Genomic DNA, 22,653 nt, shown 5'->3' on the forward strand with positions numbered 1-22,653 from the left:
AGGCGGCGGCGATGGATCCGCAGCAGCGGTTGCTGCTGGAGACGGCGTGGGAGGCTTTCGAGCACGCAGCCATCGACCCGACCGCGCTGAGGGGTTCTCGCACCGGGGTGTACGTCGGCGTCATGTACGACGACTACGGCTCGCGGCTTCCCACTGCGCCCGAAGGCTTCGAGGGCTACCTGCTGACCGGAAGCGCGGGCAGCATCGCGTCGGGCCGGTTGTCCTACACCTTCGGGCTGGAGGGGCCGGCGGTGACGGTCGACACCGCGTGCTCGTCCTCGTTGGTGTCGCTGCATCTCGCTGCTCAGGCGTTGCGTCGGGGCGAGTGCTCGATGGCACTTGCCGGCGGCGTGACCGTCATGGCGACACCGGGCACCTTCGTAGAGTTCTCCAGGCAGCGCGGGCTGGCACCGGACGGGCGGTGCAAGGCGTTCTCTTCCTCGGCGGACGGCACGGGCTGGGCCGAGGGCGCGGGTGTACTGGTGCTGGAGCGGCTGTCCGACGCGGAGCGCAGCGGGCATCGGGTGCTGGCGGTGATCCGCGGGTCCGCGGTGAATCAGGACGGCACGAGCAGCCAGCTGACGGCGCCGAACGGGCCTTCGCAGGAGCGGGTTATCCGGGCCGCGCTGGAGGACGCTCGGCTGTCCGCGTCCGAAGTGGACGCGGTGGAGGCGCACGGCACGGGCACCCGGCTGGGCGACCCGATCGAGGCGCAGGCGCTGGTGTCCGCTTACGGCCAGGACCGCGGCGACGGCAACCCGTTGTGGCTGGGCTCGGTCAAGTCGAATATCGGGCACACGCAGGCCGCGGCGGGCGTCGCGGGCGTGATCAAGATGGTCATGGCGATGCGCGCGGGGGTCCTGCCCCCGACGTTGCACGTGGCCGAGCCGACTCCCGAGGTCGACTGGTCGGCCGGCACGGTGAAACTGCTGACGCGGGCTCAGCAGTGGCCGGAGCTGGACCGTCCGCGCCGGGCGGGGGTGTCGTCCTTCGGGATCAGCGGGACCAACGCGCACGTGATCCTCGAAGCGCCGCCGCGCGACGGTGCCGCCGGGCCGGATGCCGATGCGCACCAGCCGAAGCTGGGCGCACGGGCGCCGTGGTTGCTCTCGGCCAAGTCGGAGACCGCGCTCCGGGCACAAGCGAGCCGGATGCTGACCTGGCTGGCCGATCACCCTGAGACAGCTGACGCCGATGTCGCCTCGGCCCTGACCACTGCGCGCGCTCAGTTGCATCGGCGTGCTGCGGTGCTCGGCGCCGACCGGGCGGAGGTGCTCGCCGGGCTCAGGGCCTTGGCCGCGGGGTCGCCGTCGCCGCATGTCGTGTCCGGTGGTGCCGCCACCGGCGAGACGGCCTTCCTGTTCACCGGTTCCGGCGCGCAACGGGTCGGCATGGGCGCCGGGCTGGCGGCCGCGTTCCCGGTCTTCGCCGCGGCCCTCGACGAGGTGTGCGCGGAATTCGATTCCCTGCTCGGCGTATCGCTGCGCGAGGTGATGTTCGACGGGACCGATGGCACCGGGAGCAGCGCTGGCGACACCGAGGCAATGGCCCCGCTGCACCGGACGGAATTCACCCAGCCCGCGCTGTTTGCGTTCCAGGTGGCGCTGTACCGCCTCTTGGAGTCGTTCGGCGTGACCCCGGACGTAGTCGCCGGGCATTCGGGCGGCGAGCTGGCCGCGGTCTACGTGGCCGGGGTGTGGTCGCTGGCCGACGCGTGCCGGCTGATCGCCGCCCGCGGCCGGTTGATGGGCGCGCTGCCGAGCGAGGGAGCGATGCTCGCCGCCGCGGTGTCGGAGGAGCGGGCGCTGGAACTGGTCGCGGACGGGACAGTTTCGGTGGCGGCCGTGAACGCGCCTGAGGCGACGGTGTTCTCCGGCGAGAGCGCGGCGATCGCCGCGCTGGAAGACCGGCTGGTGGCCGAGGGGGTGAAGACGAACCGGCTGGCGATCGATCTCGCCGCCCATTCGGCGTTGATCGATCCGATGCTCGCCGAGTACGAGCAGGTCGCCGGCTCGGTGGCGTATCAGGAGCCTCGAATCGGCGTGTGTTCCACGGTGTCCGGCGCGCCGATCGGTCCCGAACTGCTGACGCCGCGGTATTGGGTGCGGCAGGTGCGCGAAGCCGTGCGATTCGCCCCGGCGGTGCAGTCGCTCGCCGACGCCGGCGTGCGCCGGTTCATCGAGGTGGGTCCGGACGCGGTGCTGGCGGCGATGACCAGCCAGACACTGAGCGACGAGGTGGAGTCGAGGTCGCTGGTCGCCGCGGCGTCCCGGCGCGGCGTCGACGAGAGCGACCACTTCCTCCGGCTGCTCGCCGAGGCCCACTGTTCGGGCATCGCCGTCGACTGGGCGCCGTTGCTGCGCGGGGGAGCGGTCGCCCACGTCGACCTGCCTTTCTACGCGTTCCAGCGCCGCAGCTACTGGGTACAGCCCGACAGCGGTGCGCTCGGCGACTTGGGCAGCGCTGGTCTCGCCGCGCTCGAGCACCCGATGCTGCGCGTCGCCGCGCCGCTCGCCGGTCGCGACGAATGGCTGTTCAGCGGCAGGTTGTCGACCACCGACCAGCCGTGGATCGCCGACCACACGGCCTTCGGAGCGGTGCTGCTGCCCGGCACCGGGTTCGTGGAGCTCGCGCTGACCGCGGGCCGCCGCCTGGAACTGCCCGTCGTGGACGAACTCGTCCTTTCGGCTCCGCTGCTGTTCGACGGTGCCGCTGCCGTGGACGTGCAGGTCTCGGCGTCCGAACTCGACCACACCGGCCGTCGGCGCCTGTCGATCCACTCGCGTGCCGTCACCGCGCAGTCCGATCTCGGCGAGCAGGACTGGACGCTGCACGCCACCTGCGTCCTCGCCCCCGCGGACGGAGCGACACCGGCCTGGACCGACCCCGACTGGCCGCCGGTCGACGGCACTCCGATCGACGCGACGCGACTGTACGACCGGCTCGCCGACCTGGGATTCGGCTACGGCCCGAACTTCGACAACGTGCAGTCCGCTTGGGCCAGCGGCGACGACGTGTTCGCCGAGGTGGCCCTCGACGAGACGGCGGCGGGCCGGGCGGCGCGTTTCGGGGTGCACCCGGCGCTGCTGGACGCGATCTTCCACCCTGCTCTCGACGGACTCGCCGATGAATTGCCCGACGGCCGGCTGCCGCTGCCGTTCTCGTTCGGCGGCGTCCGGGTGTTTCAGCCAGGCACGGCCGCGGTCCGAGCCCGCATCAGGCGCTTGGGTCCCGGGAAGGTGCGCGTCGATGCCTGCGACGCAGCCGGTGCCGCGGTGCTGTCGGTCGACGCCGTGCTCGCCCGTCCCGCGGATGCGCGTTCTGTCGCCGGTGCCAGCAGCCCGCTCTACGCTCTCGACTGGACACCGGTGACAGCACCGGCGGGGCCGGACCGGCGCCTGGTCGCGCTGGGCCGGCCCGTCGCGGGGTGCGCCGAGACGTTCGAGGATGTCGCGGCGTTCGCGACAGCCGAGGGCCAGCCGGGCACGACTGTCGTCTGGTCGCCCGAAACGGCGCCGACGGGAGGCGAGGTCCCCGGGACTGTCCGCACGGTCGTGCACAACGCCCTCGCGGTGCTGCGCGACTGGTTCACCGAACCGGCCTGCGCCGACTCGACGCTGATCGTGCTGACTCGCAATGGAGCGGGATTGCCCGGTGAGACGCCGGATCTCGCGGCAGCGGCCGTCCGCGGCCTGGTGCGCAGTGCGCAAGCGGAACATCCGGGTCGCGTCGTGAACGTCGACCTCGACGACTGGGACCTCGCGGATCTGACCCAGCGGATCGCCGCCGCGGCTGCCGCGGACGAACCGCAGCTCGCGATCCGGGACGGGGCCACGCTGGCGCCGCGGCTGATTCGGGCGACCGCCGTCGAATCGGCCACCGAGTTCTTCGGCGATGGCACGGTCCTGATCACCGGCGGCGCGGGAGGTCTGGCCGCCGTCACCGCCCGGCACCTGGTCGCCCAGCACGGGGTGCGCAGGCTGCTGCTGGCCTCGCGCCGCGGCTCGGACGCGCCGGGCGTCGCCGAACTGGCCGCCGAACTGAACGCGCTGGGCGCGGGCGTACGCGTCGCCGCGTGCGATGTCAGCGATCGCGCCTCGGTGGCGGCGCTGCTGGACTCCGTGCCCGAGCACGAGCCGCTGACCGCGATCGTGCACACCGCCGGTGTGGTCGACGACGGCACCATCGAAACATTGACCGCCGAGCAGGTGGACCGGGTGCTCGCCCCGAAGGTCGACGCCGCTTGGCATCTGCACGAGCTCACCCGCGACCTGGACCTGTCGGCGTTCGTGCTGTTCTCGTCCGCCGCGCCGCTGCTCGGCGGGCAGGGCCAAGGCAACTACGCGGCCGCGAACGCGACGATGGACGCGCTCGCCAGGACGCGTCGCAGCGCCGGCCTGCCCGCGCATTCGCTCGCGTGGGGGTTGTGGAAGCTCGGCATGGCCGAGGCGTTGAACGACCAAGGCGGCGAACATCTGGAGCGTCAGATCCGCACTCGCCTCGGGCTGTCCCCGATCGAGCCGGACACCGGCATGCGGATGTTCGACAACGCGTTGGCCACCGGCGAGCCCTTGCTGATGACCGCGCTGCTCGACACTCCCGCGCTCACGGCGCTGGGCCGGCTCGGCACGCTGCCCGCGGTGCTGCGCGGCCTGATCCAGGTGCCGTTCCGCGGCCGGGTCGCCGACAGCCCGTTGCGCCAGCGGTTGCTCGACGCTCCCGCCGACCAGTGGGAAGAGCTGATCCGCACTGAGGTCCGCACGCTGGCCGCCGTGGTGCTCGGCCACGAGTCGGCCGACGCCATCGACCCCGAAACCCCGTTCGCGAAACTGGGCTTCGACTCGCTCGGCGGAGTCGAGTTCCGCAACAAGCTGACCGCCGCCACCGGTGTTCAGCTCCCGTCGACGCTGGTGTTCGACTATCCCACCGCCACGGCTGTCGCGGGCTTCCTGCGCACCCGGGTCGACGGTTCGGAGCCCGCGCGGTCGCGTCCCGCCCCGGCCAGGCCAAAAGCCCGGGCGGACGAGCCGATCGCGATCGTCGGCATGAGCTGCCGGTACCCCGGCGGCGCCGACAATCCCGAGCAGTTCTGGGAACTGCTCGCCGGGGGAGTCGACGCGATCGTCCCGATCCCGGGCGACCGCGGCTGGGACGCCGACCGCCTGTACGACCCTGAACTCGGCAAGCCCGGCAAGATCAACGCTCGCGAAGGCGGATTCCTGCGCGGCGCGGGCGATTTCGACGCCGCCTTCTTCGGGATCGCACCGCGTGAGGCAGCGGCGATGGACCCGCAGCAGCGGTTGATGCTCGAGGCGTCCTGGGAGGCGCTCGAAGACGCCGGCATCGATCCGACCTCGCTGCAGGGCAGCGACACCGGGGTGTACGCGGGCGTCATGTACCAGGACTACGGCCACTCGGCGCGCGAGGCCGACGACGCTGCGGCAGGCGGCTATCTGGTGACCGGATCGGCCGGCAGCGTCGTCTCCGGCCGGGTGTCCTACGCGCTCGGGCTGGAAGGCCCCGCGGTGACGGTGGACACGGCGTGTTCGTCGTCCCTGGTGGCCTTGCATCTGGCGGTACAGGCATTGCGTGCGGGGGACGCGTCGCTGGTCCTGGCCGGCGGGGCGACCGTCATGTCGACTCCGTTGCTGTTCGTGGAGTTCTCCAGGCAGCGGGCGCTGGCGCCGGACGGGCGCTGCAAGGCGTTCGCCGGTGCCGCGGACGGTGTCTCGTGGGCGGAAGGCGTCGGGGTGCTCGCCCTCGAGCGGCTGTCCGACGCACAGCGCAACGGGCGTCCGGTGCTGGCCGTGATCCGGGGCAGCGCCATCAACCAGGACGGCGCGAGCAACGGCCTGGCCGCGCCGAACGGTCCGTCCCAGGAGCGGGTGATCGCACAGGCGCTCGCCAGCGCGGGGATGGCCGCGGCCGAGGTGGATGCGGTGGAGGCGCACGGCACCGGCACGACGCTCGGCGACCCGATCGAGGCGCAGGCGCTGATCAACGCCTACGGACCGGATCGCGCCGAACCGCTGCGGATCGGGTCGTTGAAGTCGAACATCGGGCACACGCAGGCTGCCGCCGGGGTCGCCGGCGTGATCAAGATGGTGCAGGCGCTGCGGCACGAGTTGTTGCCGCCCACCTTGCACGTCGACGCGCCCTCGCCGCACGTGGATTGGTCGGCGGGCGCGGTGCGGATCCTGACCGAGGCCGAGCCGTGGCCGGCGGGGGAGCGTCCGCGCCGGGCAGGAGTGTCGTCGTTCGGGCTCAGCGGGACCAACGCGCACGTGATCCTCGAAGAGGCACCCGCGGTTCCGCCGCGGCCGGCGGATCTGCCGCGCCCGGCGGCCATGCCGTTGCTGCTGTCCGCGCGGACGACTGCCGCGCTGCGGACCCAAGCGCGCCGTCTCTGCGACGCGCTGCGCGAACGCCCGGACCTCGACCTGACCGACGTCGCGGTGACGCTGGCGCTGCACCGGGCGAGGTTCGATCAGCGTGCCGCCGTCGTGGGTTCGGACCGGGAGAGCCTGCTGGCGGCCTTGGCGCGGCTGGCAGCCGACGAGCCAGGACCAGGCATCGTCGACGGCACCGTCCAGGCGGGCAAGACCGCGTTCCTGTTCACCGGTCAGGGAGCGCAGCGGATCGGCATGGGCGCCGGGCTGTACCAGGAGTTCCCGGCTTTCGCGGCCGCGCTCGACGAGGTGTGCGCGGAATTCGACGCACACCTGGGGCAGTCGCTGCGGGAAGTGATGTTCGGCCCGATCGGCGCGACTCTGCTGGACCGCACCGAGTACACGCAGCCCGCCTTGTTCGCGTTCGAGGTCGCGATGTATCGCCTCGCCGAGTCGCTGGGCGTGACGCCGGACGCGGTGGCCGGGCATTCGATCGGAGAGCTGGCCGCGGCGTATGTGGCTGGGGTGTGGTCGTTGCCCGACGCGTGTCGGCTTGTCGCGGCCCGCGGGCGATTGATGGGAGCACTGCCGCCGAGCGGCAGCATGCTGGCCGCCGCGGTGCCGGAGGAGCGGGCCGTGGAGCTGCTGGCGGCGGATAACGCCGACGCGGTCTCGCTGGCCGCGGTGAACGCTCCCGATTCGGTGGTCTTCTCCGGAACCGTCGAGGCGGTGTCGGCGATCGAGTCGAGGTTGGCGGCTGAGGGCGTCAAGACCAGCAGGCTGCGAGTGAGCCACGCGTTCCACTCCGCCTTGATGGATCCGATGCTGGCCGAATTCGCGGAGATCGCCGCAGGCTTGACGTACCACGAGCCGCGGATACCGTTGTGTTCCACGGTTTCCGGCGCGTTCGCCGACGATTCGCTTGGCGCGCCCGAGTACTGGGTGCGGCAGGTGCGCGAGACAGTGCGCTTCGCTCCGGCGGTGCGGTCGCTGCTCGATTCGGGTGCGAGCCTGTTCGTTGAACTGGGTCCGGACGCGGTGCTGACGGCCATGGCCCGCGCCACGCTGACAGCGGATCTTTCAGCGCGCGCAGCAGTGGTCGCGGGATCCCGTCGTACAGTCGCTGAACCCGAGCAGTTCGCCACCGCGCTGGCCACCGCCCACTGCGCGGGCCGGCCGGTGCGATGGGCGGCCTACTTCGGACCTCGTCCGCAGCCACAGATCGCGTTGCCTACTTATCCTTTCCAGCACGAACGATTCTGGCTGCTGCCGGCGGAGGCCGCCGCGCCGCTCGCCGGCGCCGACTCCGCCGACCATCCGCTGCTGCACGCTCAGGTGCAGCTCGCCGGCAAGGACGAGTGGCTGTTCACCGGCAGGCCGTCGCTGCGCACGCATCCCTGGCTCGCCGACCACGCTGTCTTCGACACGGTCTTGATGCCAGGAGCCGGATTCGTGGAACTGGCTCTGGCCGCCGGCGCCCGCCTCGGCGTGCCGCGCCTGACGGAACTGGAGCTCGCGGCGCCGTTGATTCTCACGACCGAGAGCGCGGCGGATCTTCAGCTCGCCGTGGGCGAACCCGACGCCGACGGACGCCGGACGGTGGCCGTCCACACCCGCGCCGACGACGTCTGGGTGCTGCATGCCCGCGGTCTGCTCGCGCCTGCGGCGCCGACCTCCGAGCCGAGCTGGTCCCAGGCGTGGCCTCCGGTTGACGGCGATCCGGTCGACGGGCAACAGGTGTATCGCGCGCTCGGCGACCTCGGCTTCGGGTACGGCCCGGTCTTCCAGGGCGTTCGGGCCGCGTGGTCGCGTGGGGAGGAAGTGTTCGCCGACCTGGCACTCGACACTGACACCGCGTCGCGCGCCACCGCTTTCGGACTGCATCCGGCACTGCTGGACGCGGTGCTGCACGCGGCTGTCGGCCAGTTCGCCGAGGGCGAGCACGACGACCGGGTGCCGCTTCCGTTCGCTTTCGAGGGTGTCCAGCTGGCACAGTCCGGCGCAGCTGCCTTGCGCGCCCGCGTCACCCGCATCGCACCGGACACGTTCCGGGTGGAGGCGGTGGACGCGACCGGTGCGCTCGTGCTGAGCATCGAGTCGGTGCGGGTCCGCCCGCTTGAGCGGCAGGCACTGGCCCGGCTGCGCGGCGCGGCGCCGTTGTTCGACGTCGAGTGGATTGCCGTGCCCGCCGTCCGCAAAGCGGGCACCCCGCGCGTCGTGGTGCTCGGCGACCCGGCGGCTGTCGAAGCCGCCGAGCCCCCGGCCTGCGGTGCCGATCTCGCGGAAGTCGTTGCGCTGCATGATGTTCCCGACCTGGTGGTCTGGTCGGCGCCCTGCCGCATCGACGCCGGCGCGGCGGACGTCCACGCAGCCGTGCTGACGACGCTCGCGCTGCTGCAGGACTGGATTAGCGCCGAACACCCCGGCCGGCTCGTGATCCTGACGCGCATGGCCGCCGGTCTGCCCGGCGAGGAGCCCGATTTGGCCGGAGCCGCCGTGGCGGGTCTGGTGCGCAGCGCACAGTCCGAGCACCCGGGCCGGTTCCTGCTTGTCGACCACGACGGCGACGCCCTGCCAGTCGAATCGCTCGCCGACGCGGCGGCCCAGGACGAGCCGTACTTGGCGGTCCGCGAAGGCCGGTTCCTGGCTCCGCGATTGCAGGCGGTGCCCGTCACCGAACCGGGCGTGCCGCCGTCGTTCGACCACGGCACGGTGCTCATCACCGGCGGCATGAGCGGCATCGGCGCGATCGTCGCCCGCCATCTGGTCACCGCACACGGCGCACGACGGCTGCTGCTGGTGTCGCGGCGCGGCGCGGCCGCGGACGGTGCCGCCGAGCTGGTCGCCGAGCTGACCGATCTCGGTGCCCGGGTCCGGATCGCGGCGTGCGACGTCACCGACCGCTCCGCGGTCCAAGCCCTGCTGGCCGGCATCGAACCCGACGCTCCGCTGATCGCCGTCATCCACTCGGCGGCCATCCTGGAGGACGGCACGATCGACACCCTCACTCCCGCGCAGACGACCCGGGTGCTGGCGCCGAAAGTCGATGCGGCGCTGAACTTGCACGAGCTGACCCGTGACCTGGATCTGTCGGCGTTCGTGCTGTTCTCGTCCGCGGCGCCGTTGCTCGGCGGGCAAGGACAGGGCAACTACGCCGCCGCGAACGGCGTGGTGGACGCGCTGGCACGCATGCGGCGCAGCGCGGGTCTGCCCGCGCACTCGCTCGCCTGGGGGGTGTGGACTGTCGGCTTGGCGGAAGCGCTCGCGGGGGAGGGCGCCGAGCAGCACGCCCGCCAGATCCGGACGAGGCTGGGCCTGACCCGGATCGACCCGGAGTCCGGGATGGCGTTGTTCGACAACGCACTTGCGACTGGCCGGGCAACTCCGATGACCGCACTGGTGGACACGGCGGCGCTCACCGCCCTGGCGCGCGGCGGCACATTGCCCGCGGTGCTGCGGGGCATGGTCCGGGTTCCCGAGGCCGCCGCGAGCGCCAGCGTCAGCCTGGCGCGGCAGCTGGCGGCACTGCCCGACACCGACCGCGACGAGGTGATCGCGCGTGAGGTGCGCAACGTCGCCGCAGCGGTCCTCGGGCACCTGTCCGGCGACGCGATCGACCCGGACGCGCCGTTCACCGAACTCGGTTTCGACTCCCTCGGGGCCGTCGAATTCCGGAACCGGCTCGCACAGCTGACCGGGCTGACGTTGCCGTCGACGCTGATCTTCGACCATCCGACCGCCGCTGATGTCGCGAAGCTGGTCCGGTCGCGGATCGAGGAATCCGACACCGGTGCGGCCGGGCAGACGCCGGCCGGCGTGCGCGGCACGATCACCGACCTGGTGTCGGCGGCGCACCGCCGCGGCGAGCTGGCCGGGGCGATGCCGCTGCTGACCGCGAGTTCGGCCCTGATGACCAGGTACCTCGCCGGCGAGGCCGCCGCGCAGCGTCCGGCCGCGCAGCTCCTGGCGCGCGGAGCTGCGGCGCCGGCCCTGATCTGCATCCCGTCGTTCCTGCCGGGATCGGGTCCGCACCAGTTCGCGCGCCTTGCCCGCGAACTGAGCGGCGAGCGGCAGGTCAGCGCGTTGCGGTTGCCCGGCACCCGGGCCGGCGACGACCTGCCGCCGACCTGGGCGGCGTTGATCGAGAGCCTCGCCGCGGCCGTGGCATCGGAACTCGAGCGAAACCCGGTGGCGCTCATCGGCTATTCGGCAGGCGGCGCGATCGCCCACGCGGTCGCCCGGCGGCTGGAAGACGACGGCGGCGAGCTCACGGGTGTCGCGATGATCGACACTTACTCGCCGGAGGCTCTCGAACTCAACCGCCTCGTGCTCACTGACGCGCTGGGGCAGATCCTGTCCCGAGGCAACGAACTGACCCCCGTCGACGACCACGGATTGGTCGCCATGGCCGGCTATTTGCGGATCTATCCCGAGCGCGAGGCCAGGGCGCTCGCCGCGCCGACGCTGAATCTGCGGGCCAGCATGACGCTGAGCAGTTTCGGAGACGCCGACGCCGTCCCCGAATGGCAACACCGCGGACCGATCGAGCACATCGAGGCAGACCACTTCTCGATCATCGAGGAGCAGGCGCCGAAGACCGCCGCGCATCTCCGGCGCTGGCTCGATTCGCTCAGCGGCCAGTGAGGTCCGAACCGTCGGAGCGGAGGAACGAAGAAACCTGAACGCCCTGCCCAGCCACAGCGGCCGATATCCGTCGAATCGGTCCGAGGCGGGAGGAAACCGGAATAGCGCAGCTTTCACTCAGGACAGAGAGTGCGTGATTATCGGGTGCCAATTTTGTCGGAAGCATCGAGAGTTACGTCAAGCGGGCGAAGGCGGCCCACCGCGGAAGGAAAGTTATGAAACTTGGCGCCGGTCTGGGCATCAGGAGCATCGGGACGTGGTTTCCCGCCACCTCGGAGAGCGTGCAGGACGCGCTTTCGGCTGGACGATTGACCGACAAGGAGGCCGCCGACTCGGGAATCGCGGCGTTGCCGGTCAGCCCCGATCTCTCGCCCCCCGAGATGGCTGTCCTGGCCGCTGAGGACGCCGTCCTCGGCGAACAGGCCGACCGCGCGAAGATCGGCCTGGTGATCCACTCGTGGATTCACCATCAAGGACACGACATCTGGTCGCCCGCACACTATATAGCGCACGCGGTGGGCGCCGATTCCGCCGCTGCGCTGGGCATCCAGGCCATGTGCAACGGAAGCGCCGCCGCGTGGGAGACGGCCGCGGCGTATTTGATGGCCGACCCGACGGTCGACGCGGTGCTCACGACTACCGCCGACAGGTTCGACGACCAAGCCTTCGATCGTTGGTCCGGCGATGTCGGCGTGCATTACGGCGACGGTGCTACTGCGTCGGTTCTCGCGCGCAGGGACGATACTCGTGATGCGTTGACGCTCTTGGCCATCGGCACTGAAACGGTTTCCGCCGTAGAAGGCCTGCACCGCGGAGACGATCCCTTTACAGTGGCACCGCGCGTCATCAGTCCGCGAATTGACGTTCGCCGGACAAAGAAGGCGTTTCTCGAGAAATACGGAGCGGACAGGTTTCTCGTCGCGGCGCGCACTGCCCTGCGCGCAGTGGTAGAAAAAACGCTGCAGGAAGCCGGAATCGAGGCCTCGGATCCGCGGTTGCGGTACCTGACGCTGCCGCGAGTGGGCAGGAAGGTGCGGGTGGCCACTTATCATCGGGCGTTGCAAGGACATGTCGGGGCCGAAATCCTGGACCTCGGCGCGAAGACGGGGCATTTAGGGGCAGGCGATCTGGTGGCCAACTGCGCCGAACTGGCGGTGCTGCTGGAACCCGGGCAGCTCGCCCTCGTGATCAACGCCGGCGGCGGCGCCGGGCTGAGCTGCGCCGTAGTGCGACGACCGGAAGGCGCGGCCGAGGGATCGCACGGGTAAGCGGTCGGCCGGAGACGCGACGCGGGCGCCGGGACGCCGCTGGGATCGACACCCCAGCGGAGTGCCGGTGCTTACCGTTGCTGTGGCGGGAAGCTGTGGGATTTCCTTGCGGCAGTAGCCGCCCGCGGAGTTATTCGGCCGCGTCTGCCTGGGCCTGGAGGAGTGCGAGGGTTTCTTCGCGGGTTCGGCGGGCCGGGACGGTCGCGATGGCGCGGCGAAACGCGGCCGGTCAACGCAGGCGCGCCGAGCGAACACCAGAAAGTCCGAAAGACCAGTTTCCGGAAACCGTTGCCCGGTAGCGGTCTCTCAGCCGAACCGAAGCCGCCGACATCTCTGCCGCCAGCCCCGGACACCTGCTTCGCCGGGATTGGGCGAGGCCCCGTCAGCCGTGCAGGCGTACCGGGAGCTCGCGGAGACCGTGCACGAGCAAGCCGTCCCGCCACTGGGCGGTGAATGCCTCGTCCGCGAGCGCGAGCTTCGGGAAACGTCGCAGGAGCTCCGTGAACGCGATATCGGCCTCCAGCCGGGCCAGCGGGGTGCCGACACAGTTGTGGATGCCGTGGCCGAAAGCCAAGTGCCCGGAGGCGTCCCGGTCGATGAGCAGCGTTTCGGGATCGTGGAAGTGGTCCGGATCCCGGTTCATCGCGCCGACAGCGACGTAGACGATTTCCCCCGCCGGTATGTCGGTGTCGCCGATCCGGACCGGCTCGGCGGTATAGCGCGCGGTGGACCACCGGACCGGGCCTTCGTAGCGCAGAAACTCTTCCACCGCGTTCGGCACTCGGCTCAGGTCAGCCCGCAGCGCCTCGAACTGGGCGGGGTTGCGCAGCAGCGCGTGCACGCCGTTGCCGATCAGGTTCACCATCGTCTCGTGGCCGGCGACCAGCAGCAGGAACGCCATTCCCACCAGTTCCCGCTCAGTGAGGCGGTCGCCGTCGTCGTGGGCGCGAACCAGCGCCGACAGGAGATCCTCGCCGGGTTCGCCGCGCTTGGCCTCGATCAGCTGCTGCAGGTATCGCGTCATCACCTCGGCCGTCGTGCTGCGCTCTTCGACCGTGTTGCTGGAAACGTCGCTGAGCATCAGCCGCGTCCGGGCCTGGAAGTCGGCGCGGTCCTCGAACGGAATCCCCAGCAGTTCGCAGATCACGGCGACCGGGAGCGGATTCGCGAATGCCTGCAGCAGGTCGACCTCGGCGCGGGTGTCCATCTCGTCGAGGAACCCGTTGGTGATCTCCTCGATGCGCGGCCGCATCGCCGCGACCCGCCGCGAGGTGAACGTCTTGTTGACCAGCTTCCGCAGGCGGGTGTGATCCGGCGGGTCGCTGTTGAGCATGTGCACCGCGATGTCCGGCATGGTGGTCATGGCGGCGTCGGGCGACTGGCGGCGCAAGACCTCGTGGAAGCGGGAGGAGTCCTTGCGCAATCGAGGATCCGCGAGGGCTTCCCGGCCCTCCTCGTAACCGGTGACCACCCAGCACGCGAAACCCGCGGGGAGCTGGACATGACGAACCGGCCCGTCTTCCCGCCATTGGCGGTAGTACTTGTGCGGGTCGCCCTGAAAATCGGCACCCGCCAATTCGGTCCGGGCGAAAGCGCCTGTGTCGGCCATGCTGTCCTCGCTGTCCTGTGTCCAGGCTCCGGTCACGGGAACGACGCTAGCGGAGCCATTCGCGGGGTCTCCAGTAGACCTTTGTCGTACCCGTTAGAGTCTTCGGCAGGCCCGGCCCGGCGGTATTGTCCACACCATGCGGGCAGACGGAGATTCGTGGGACATCAACAGCAGCGTCGGAACCACCGCGTTGTTCGTAGCGGCGGCCAGGGCTCTGGCCACGGCCAAACCCGAGCCGATCGCGTCCGATCCGTTCGCCGCGCTGTTCGTGCGGGTCGCGGGCGAGGAATGGGAAAAGGTCCTCGACGATCCGGCCGCCACGGCCGACCATCCCCTGAACACTCCCGAATTCGGCCTGCCTTTCCAGGATTACCAGGCTTCGCGGACCCGGTACTTCGACGACTACTTCGCCGCGGTCATGGACGCCGGCATCGACCAGGTCGCGATCGTGGCGGCGGGATTGGACTCCCGTGCGTACCGGCTGCCGTGGCCGGACTCCACCGTGATCTACGAGTTGGACCGGCCAGAGGTGCTGGAGTTCAAACGCGACGTGTTGCGCGCCCACGGCCACAAGCCGGTCGCCGAGCGCCGCGAGGTCGGCGTCGATCTGCGCGACGACTGGCCGAAAGCCTTGCGGGACGCGGGATTCGATCCGTCGAAGCCGTCGGCCTGGCTGGTGGAGGGCCTGCTGATGTACCTGCGGCCGGAAGACCAGGACCGGCTTTTCGAGTCTCTCGCGTCGCTGGCCACGCCGGGAAGCCGCATCGCGGTCGAGGAGGTGTCACCGGTGCCGCAGGAGACATTCGACGGGTGGAACGCGGCGAGCAAGGACGGGGCGCGCGTCAAAGGGCACGGCGGCTGGGCGAAGATGATCTACAACGATCCGCATGCCGATGTGGCCGAATGGTTCACCGACCGCGGCTGGGACGCCGAGCGCACCGGCCTCGCCGACCACATGCGTTCACTGGGGCTCGAGCCGCACCCCGCGAGCACTCCCGGCGGGCTGATGCCGTCGATCATCGGCCTCGTCACGGCGCGGCGCCGATGACGTGCCTGCTCGAGAACATCCGACTCTGGCGGAGGCTGGAACCGCGACCGTGAGCTGGATTCCGGAGCGGGTTTGCGACCGGCGGAATACCTGAAAGCCCGTGAATGCGGAGTTGTGCAAAAAGCCGCAGACGGTGTTCTTGCTTCAGGTATCGCGCGCCTGTTCTGGGGCGATTGGCAAGAGGGCGCGAAGCCCGGTACCGGGGGAGGGAAGGCATTCACGTCCTTCCCTCCCGCGGCCAGCACTCACGGCGACGAGCCGATAACTCCGCTCGTGGCGGTTTCGCCTACGAGGCAACGACGATCTCACTGGCTCGCCGACGGGATCGGCCCGGAGCTGGATGAACTGCTGCGACCGGTTCTGCTATTCGCGGCAGCATCCCTTTCCGCGGCACAGCAAGGAGAAAGAGCCGCGTAACGGGAGACCGTCAAGGACGGTTGCGCGGGATCCCAGGGCTGCGCTGCCCCGTGCCGCCCGGTCTTGGTCGGTTGCGGCTCGGCCTCACATGCTCCTGCAGGCGGCTATCGGCTGGCGATTCCTGGTGCGATACAGCGAATCTCGAGCTCTGGCCGTGGCGACGGGTCGTGACCTGATCTGATTCGCGTTGCCCCGCATGATCCCGTGCCGGCCACGACATCGCGAGCGCGGTCGTAGCCGGTGCAGGACCGTGCGGATCGGCAATCGCGCCGCAGGACGGAAACCGGCCGGCTGGCCGAACACCTCACATGGCGAGGAGTCCCGCCTCGAGGGCCCGCACGACGGCGAGAGTCCGATTCGGACAGTTGAGCTTGGCCAGAATGATGCCGACCACGCGTTTGACGCCGTGCTCGGAGATGCTCAGCGACCGGGCGACCTGCCGGTTGCTCAGCCCCTCCGCGATCAGCCGGAGCACCTGGTGTTCGCGTGCCGTCAGCGCGATCAGCGAAGTGCGCTTCGAAGCGGTGTCGTCCCCGGACTGATCGGGGGCGGCCAAGGACCGTCGCGCCAGTGCTGCCGACATGTAGAACCTTCCGGCGTCGACGTCGACGATCGCCCCGTGCAGCGTTTCGGGGCGGAGATCCTCCCAGGCCAGGAAACCGCTTGCGCGATCGACCCAGGACTGGTCGACCGCGTCCGCCGAATCCACCAGGATCAGCACGCGCAGGTCGCAGACGCGCAGCCATTCGGCGATCTCTCCGGGCACGGGGTCCAAAGCGTTGCTGGACGAGATGATCAGCTGGCCGTCGCGGTACAGCGAGAGATCCTCGAGAGCCGTGATGGCCCGCACCGTCAACCGGATGTCGACCGAGCCGAACATGCCCTCGATGCTGTACCGGTGAATGTTGTCGTGGATGAACAACACGATCTGAAGATTCTCTTCGAAGATGTCCGCTGTCGCCCCGATCGCATTGTGCAACGAGGAATGGGCGACTTTCGAGGACGATTGTTTTCTCGGTGAATCAGACGCCAGGCGATCTATGTGGCGGACGCGATTTTCGTGATTTCCCAGAAATGAATCCGATTGCAAAGAACATTGTTCACGCATGCTGCCCAAAACAACAACCCCCATGGTTTCTTGCCGCAAAACCTCGAAAAATCCGCCCCTAGTCGATGGTCATGGCATTTAATTTATTTATGTGTCCCTGGTACCAGGGGCCGTAGGCGACTATGGCGCACCGAGTGCCGTAGATCAGCATGGCATGGGCGGCTGGTGCTGTCCAGTCGGCGCCAGCTGTGATTCGTTGCCGGATCATCGGCTGGCCGGGGACCGGGGGCGGAATTATGACTCTTCGGGGTTGGAGGCCCGGGATCTGCAATTTGTCAACCGACGTGCTGGTGATCTTGAGCGCGACAGTCCCGGCGTCGTGTTCGCCGCGAAGATGTGGCGGCGCACACAGCCGGGAGGATGCCGACGAATCGCTTTTCCGGGCGCTTAGGGCTCGAGCTCGACGACTCGGTCGATGCCGGCGCGGGCGGAGGTTTCTGCTTGTGGCCACCAGATTTGGGCGGTGCGCTCCCGTTCGGTGACCCCGCTGCCGGCGCGAGCGCCGCGGAACCGGAACAGCCGGAGACGGCTCCGGTATCGGTCGGGATAGGGGTGCGTCGGGGAGGGAAGGCGGAGTGGTTCTTCCTGGGCTGTCCCGGTGGCCGGATCGGTGGGCCGATCCGATCCGAGCCTGCGAGTTCCTCGACCATGGTGCGCCTTTTGTCCCGATTCCGGTTCTCGACGCCGACAGTAAGGCAGCGGGCTGCCGAGTTTCGGAAACGAGCCGAATTCGGGTGGCACGAAGCGTGGATTAGCGCGTTCTCCGGCACCGCCTATAGGGGGCATACCCGTAGGTGAATGTCAAATCCGCGGACTGGCGAGCGGCGGCGAGCATTACGGTTTTTACCCGCGTTTTACGCGCGCCTGCCGAGTATCGCTACTCCGATACGGTGAAGTAGCGAGCCGGATCAAGGGCGTTGAGCGCGACCCATCGCTGCGGTGCCGCCGCGGCGGCGGGCCGGGTGCTGGCCGGTACTGCGCGGGAGAACTCCTGGATGTCGAGCGCGATTCGGGGATCGTCGTCCACGCGTCGTGCCATTTCGTAGTAGACGGCCAGCACGTGGAGGCAATTCCCGGTGTCGTCCGAACAGGAGCATTCGACGCTTTCGAGCACCGGTCCGGGAGGGTGGCCCGCCTCGGTGACCATCCGGTGCACCTCGTCGGTGAGGACGGGGCGAGGTCCGCTCAGCTGGCTGGTGATTCCCTTGACCGCTTCCTGGGACATCGGCGCCACTTCGATGCGGGTCACCGAGGTGGTGCGGCCGCGCTCGACGACGCCGCGCACGATCCGGCCGTCGACCGTGATCCGCACTCCGCCGGCGCGCGCCAGCTTGCGGGCGCGCGGCAACGCCGGGTTGGGCCGGGTCTGGCGCAACGGCTGGGCGAGCCGGACCCAGTCTCGTCCCCACGCGGTGAAACCGAAGTCGTCGTCCGGCATGTCAGCTGGCTCGCTTCCGTCGCAGGGTCGCGATGAGGCGGTCGTCGTCCAACCTGGACAACTCGGCGACACCGGACATGTCGGTGATGTCGGACAGCGCCGATTTGCGCGAATGCATGCCCGCGATGTGCTCTTCGATGGTGCTGTTGGTGGTCAGGGTGGTGATGGTCACCGTACGGGTCTGGCCGATCCGGTGGACCCGGTCGGACGCCTGTGCCTCCACGGCTGGATTCCACCACCGGTCGAAGTGGATCACGTCCGCCGCGCGGGTGAGGGTGAGTCCGGTTCCCCCGGCCTTCAGGCTGAGCAGCAGGACTTTCGGGCCGTCGGGCGACTGGAAGTCCCGGACGATCTTCGCCCGCTGGTCCTGGTTCAAGCCGCCGTGGAAGAACGGGACGGACACGCCGAACTGCTCCATGAAGTGCCGCACCAGCAGCTCTCCGGTCTTCCGGTACTGCGTGAAGATCAATGTCGGCGAATCGGTCTCGAGGTTGTTGGCCACGATGTCGGTGCAGAGGTCGAGTTTTCCCGATCTCCCCGACAGTTCGCCGGACTCGTCGGCGACCAGGCTCGGGTGGTTGCAGACCTGTTTGAGCGCGGTCAAGGCCGCCAGCACCCGCGCCGGGCGCTCCGCGCCGCTGCCGAAGCCGTCGTCGATCGCCCGCTCCAGCGTCCGGTCGTACAACCGCTGTTGCTCTTCGGTGAGATCGCAGAGCAAGTCGGCGTGGATCTTGGGCGGGAGCGACCCGGCGACCTGAGACTTCTTCCGCATCAGCACGACCGGCTCGATCACCGCGCGCAACCGGGCCGCGGCGGCGAGGGAGCCGCCGTCGATCGGCTGGACGAAGCGACGGCGGAACTGCGCCTTGTGCCCGAACAGCTGCGGGGTGACCAGGTTGAGAATCGCCCAGAGTTCCTCGAGGCGGTTCTCGACGGGCGTTCCGGTCAACGCGATCTTCGCGTCGGCCGTGATGCTCCGCGCGGCCTTCGACACCTGTGTGCGCGGGTTCTTCAGCACCTGTGCCTCGTCGAAAACCGCGGTGGCCCACTGGTGCGCCGCGAGGACCTCGTCGTGCAGCCGCAGCGTGGGATAACCGGTCAGCACCACCGTTTTGTCGTCCAGCCCCTCCAGCGGCCCGCCGCGCCAGCTCATCGTCCGCAGGCCGGGAGCGAACCGCGCGATCTCGTGCGCCCAGTTCCCGACCAGCGAGGTGGGGCACACCACCACCTGCGGACCCTCGCCGGCGCGTCCGACGAGGTAGCCGATGGCTTGCAGCGTCTTGCCGAGGCCCATCTCGTCGGCGAGCACCGCGCCGCCGTTCGCGTCGACCGCCTCGCGCAGCCAGCTCACGCCGCGCGCCTGATACGGCCTCACCTCGGCGGTCAGCGCCGCGCGCAGTTCGCCCGCGACGGCTGTGGTGTGCCGGAAGACGGCCACGGCGTGCTCCGCCGAGGTCACGGCGACCCCGGTGGCATCGGGAACGGCGTGCCCGGCGATCGGCAGGTCCGGATCGCCGCCCGCGACCTGGGCCCGCCAGGCGTCGACGGAGCGGCCGGGCGAGCCGAGCGAAACGCCGGCGAGCTTGTCCGGCTCGATCAGCGCGCAGTCGACGTCGGACACCGTGAACCCGCCCGGTTTCGGCGCGGGGACGGCCAGGGAGATGCTCTGGGTGTCACCCCGCAGCGGGGCCTTTCCCGCGGCGTGCTGGTGCCGGGACCAGGTCCACAACGCGAACATGTGCCGGTCGGGCAGGTACGTGGCCTGAACGTCGGACCGAGCGGCTGGACGTTCTTGTCCGGTTCCCTTCATCAGCGGCCCGCCTCGTCGATGTCGGGACGCGTGGCTTTGCCGCCGTTTCCAGCGGCCGCGATCGGCGCCGGGCAGTCCGCCTCGCCCGTGCGGATCAGGTTGTCCGCCAACGCCGTGAGTCCGCCGACCGGCGGCGTCATCTCGACGGGATCCAGCGGCGGCGCGGTCGGGTTGCGGAGCGTCAGACCCGCCAGGAACGGCTGAGCGGGACACCGGCCGTCCCGCCGCCGGTCGGACTGGCGGACGTGATGAGCGCGTCGCCCGTTCCCGTCGCGGTTCGCGCTCCGCTCAGCCGGCCGGCCTTGCCTGGGCGGGCACGCCCGGAACGAGGCCGCGCCGAAGGTCTCCGCATCTCCGCCGGGCCGGCTCTCGGACCGCGGGGCGGGTCGCCGAGGATTTCGAAGGCGCCGCTGAGGACGGTTCAGCGGCGAACGCGCCATGAGCACCGCGAGAACGGGCTGCTGCGATGCATTCGGCTGTGGTGGAAGCGTGGTCACGAATACCTTCGAATATCGGTCGGGCGGAATGCGAACGGCGGCGAACCGTTTTCATCCCAGGGGGAATGGTCGGCGGGCAAGGAATGCGGGGCACGGGCTGACCAGGACCAGGATCCTGTGCGAGGGCTTCTTGCGGAATTTTACCGTGCCGCGTTGCCGTTGTCACGACGGGCCTGCCCTTTTGCGGACAGGGGTCGCGGCAGGGGACTGCGTGATCGTCGTTTCGGTGCCCTCTTGCGCGAGACTCCGAGATCTGCCCTCGTCTCGCCGAACGAGGCGTCATCCGCGCGGAACGACGCAATCCACGGCCGCAACGTCAGCTCCTGCACCGTATTCCGGCGACGCGACCATCCACTCAGGACACTGCGCTCCTGCTCGGTGCGGGCTCTTCGCCGCCGCGTGCCGCGGCTGGCAAAAAGCTGGCGAATCGGCACGGAAGTCGATCCGGAAACGACATTGACGGGGTTTGGGAAATATGCCCCGAGGCCGAGTTTGACAAGCTGCGGAATATCTGTCCTCGTATCGCCGAGCGGGCCCGCGCGAAATAGTTGACACGGATGCGGCGAGTGCTTATCCTCCGACTATTCAGCTCTTGCCGATCCCATTCGAAGGTGGTCATGACCACGTCCCCAACGCTGCTGAAGTCCAGGCAGTGGTTGATTCTTGCCGTCCTCATGTTGTCCCAGCTGGTGATCTGGGTGGACAACACCGTCCTCAGCGTCACCTTGGAAACCCTGACGGACCCGGTCAACGGGCTGGGCGCCAGTCCGGCTGAGCTGCAGTGGGCCACCGGCGCGTACACCCTGGTCTTCGCCACCTTGATGTTCACCGCGGGCGCGCTGGGCGACAGCTTCGGCCACCGGACGATGCTCGCGGCCGGACTGGTCGTCTTCGGCGGGGCCTCGATCTGGGCGGCGTACGCAGGCGACCCGGTCCAGCTGATCGTCGCCAGGGCCGCGATGGGAATCGGCGCCGCGCTGATCATGCCGGCCAACTTCGCCATCCTTCTGTGGACCTTCAACGGCCCGCTCCGGGTGACCGCGATCGCCATTTCCTCGACGGCCGCCGGCGTCGGAATGGCCGCGGGGCCGGTGCTGGCCGGGGTCCTTCTCGGGCACTTCTGGTGGGGTTCGGTCTTTCTCGTCAACGTCCCGGTCGTGGTGCTGGCGCTGATCGGGATCGCCCTGCTGGTCCCCAATTTCCGCAGCCCCACCGTGCGGGCGCTGGACCCGGCCGGGATGCTGCTTTCGATCAGCGGGCTCGCGGCGCTGGCGTACGGGCTGATCCGTGCGGGGCAGGTCATCGACTGGGGCCGGCTGGACGTCTGGGCGCCGATCGCCGCCGGAGTGGTCTTGCTGACCGCTTTCGTGCTCGTCGAACTGCGCATCAAAACACCCAGTTTCGATCCCCGGCTGCTCGCGCAACGCGTATTCGGCGGCGGCAACGCGGCCATGGCGTTGGTCTTCTTTTCCGTCGCCGCCGTCACCTTTTATTACGCGTTCTACTTGCAGGGCGCACTCGGCTTCTCGCCGATGAAGGCGGGCCTGGCCAATATCCCGACGGCGGTCGGCGCGATCGCGGGTGCGCCCCTGAGCGCGCGCCTGGTCCGCCGATGGCCGCTGAGCGCTGTCTCCGTGCCGGCGCTCACGGTGCTGGCGCTGTCCATGGGCGCGATCGCGTTGCTCGGGCTGCAGACCCCGCTCGTCTGGATCGAGATCTTGTTGTTCGTGCAGGGCCTTTCCGTCGGCATGCTGATGCCGGTGACGGGAGTGATGATCAGCACCCTGCCGATGGAACGGGCGGGTGCGGGGTCGGCCGTCACCCACACCGCGCGGCAGACCGGCAGCGTGATCGGGATCGCGATCGGCGGAACGATCATGTCGATCGCGTATCGGCACGCGATCGAACCCGCGCTGAACGATGTGCCGGCGGCCGCGCGGGAACGAGTGCAGGTCTCCGCGGAACAGGCGCGGCATGTCGCCGCCGAGATCCACCAGCCGGATCTCGCGCGGGCCGCCGACAACGCGTTCATCGACGCTATGCACGTCGGAACGCTCTGGATCATGCTCATCACGTTTGTCGCGGTAGGCCTGCTGGTGTTCGCCCTGCGACGGGTCGGGAAATCCACGGTGTCGGCACCGGAGCCGGCACCGGCTGACGGCGGAGACGACAACCGCGCCGCGGCCGGTGCGGATCACGAATCCGCCGCTAAGAGCGCTGGCTGATTATCGGCAGCCGCAGACACCGCGGGAAGCGGTTGGCAGCCTGCTCGACCGGCACCTGCCCAGACCGCTTTCGTTGAGCGTCCCGACACAGGAAAGTCGGGGGGGCCCCCGCGGGGGGGCGGCCCCGGGGGCCCCGCAGGACAACACAGCACAACACACTTCACCACTGACACAAAACGCAATTTAGTATTAGGACTGGT

General features: G+C 69.6%; 9 protein-coding genes. 4 read left to right on the top strand and 5 right to left on the bottom strand.

What is annotated here, in order from left to right:
• Window positions 1-11,033, top strand: an 11,033-nt coding sequence (locus tag ACWDNU_RS38875) for an SDR family NAD(P)-dependent oxidoreductase (RefSeq protein WP_449672532.1), incomplete at its 5' end; no start/stop codon positions are given.
• Between the two features lie 215 nt (window positions 11,034-11,248).
• A complete protein-coding gene (locus ACWDNU_RS38880) occupies window positions 11,249-12,301 on the top strand; it encodes a 3-oxoacyl-ACP synthase (RefSeq protein ID WP_449672533.1) in 1,053 nt (350 codons plus the stop codon).
• A 382-nt stretch (window positions 12,302-12,683) separates the two neighbouring features.
• Here the strand turns inward: ACWDNU_RS38880 and ACWDNU_RS38885 are convergent, their stop codons facing one another.
• On the bottom strand, window positions 12,684-13,946 hold the full coding sequence (locus tag ACWDNU_RS38885; protein WP_449672534.1) for a cytochrome P450 family protein: 1,263 nt from the start codon (window positions 13,944-13,946) through the stop codon (window positions 12,684-12,686).
• A gap of 100 nt (window positions 13,947-14,046) precedes the next feature.
• On the opposite strand from ACWDNU_RS38885, the gene ACWDNU_RS38890 reads away from it, so the two are divergent.
• Window positions 14,047-14,958: an SAM-dependent methyltransferase gene (locus ACWDNU_RS38890; protein WP_449672535.1), complete on the top strand. Its 912-nt coding sequence runs from the start codon at window positions 14,047-14,049 to the stop codon at window positions 14,956-14,958.
• A 721-nt stretch (window positions 14,959-15,679) separates the two neighbouring features.
• Here ACWDNU_RS38890 and ACWDNU_RS38895 read toward each other — a convergent pair.
• From ACWDNU_RS38895 to ACWDNU_RS38910, 4 genes are all read right to left on the bottom strand, one after another.
• On the bottom strand, window positions 15,680-16,354 hold the full coding sequence (locus tag ACWDNU_RS38895) for a response regulator transcription factor (protein WP_449672536.1): 675 nt from the start codon (window positions 16,352-16,354) through the stop codon (window positions 15,680-15,682).
• Between the two features lie 1,006 nt (window positions 16,355-17,360).
• Window positions 17,361-17,921 (bottom strand): hypothetical protein, encoded by a 561-nt coding sequence (locus ACWDNU_RS38900; protein ID WP_449672537.1) that lies wholly within the window; start codon window positions 17,919-17,921, stop codon window positions 17,361-17,363.
• Between the two features lies 1 nt (window position 17,922).
• Window positions 17,923-19,731, bottom strand: a complete 1,809-nt coding sequence (locus tag ACWDNU_RS38905; protein WP_449672538.1) for a DEAD/DEAH box helicase — start codon at window positions 19,729-19,731, stop codon at window positions 17,923-17,925.
• A complete protein-coding gene (locus ACWDNU_RS38910) occupies window positions 19,731-19,871 on the bottom strand; it encodes a hypothetical protein (protein ID WP_449672539.1) in 141 nt (46 codons plus the stop codon). Before ACWDNU_RS38910 ends, ACWDNU_RS38905 begins: the two co-directional genes overlap by 1 nt.
• Window positions 19,872-20,845: 974 nt before the next feature.
• Between ACWDNU_RS38910 and ACWDNU_RS38915 the strand changes: the two genes are divergently transcribed.
• Entirely contained in the window at window positions 20,846-22,453 is a 1,608-nt protein-coding gene (locus ACWDNU_RS38915; RefSeq protein WP_370936465.1) for an MFS transporter, read from the top strand.
• The last annotated feature ends 200 nt before the right edge of the window (window positions 22,454-22,653 follow it).

This window comes from Amycolatopsis sp. NPDC003676, from assembly GCF_053587275.1.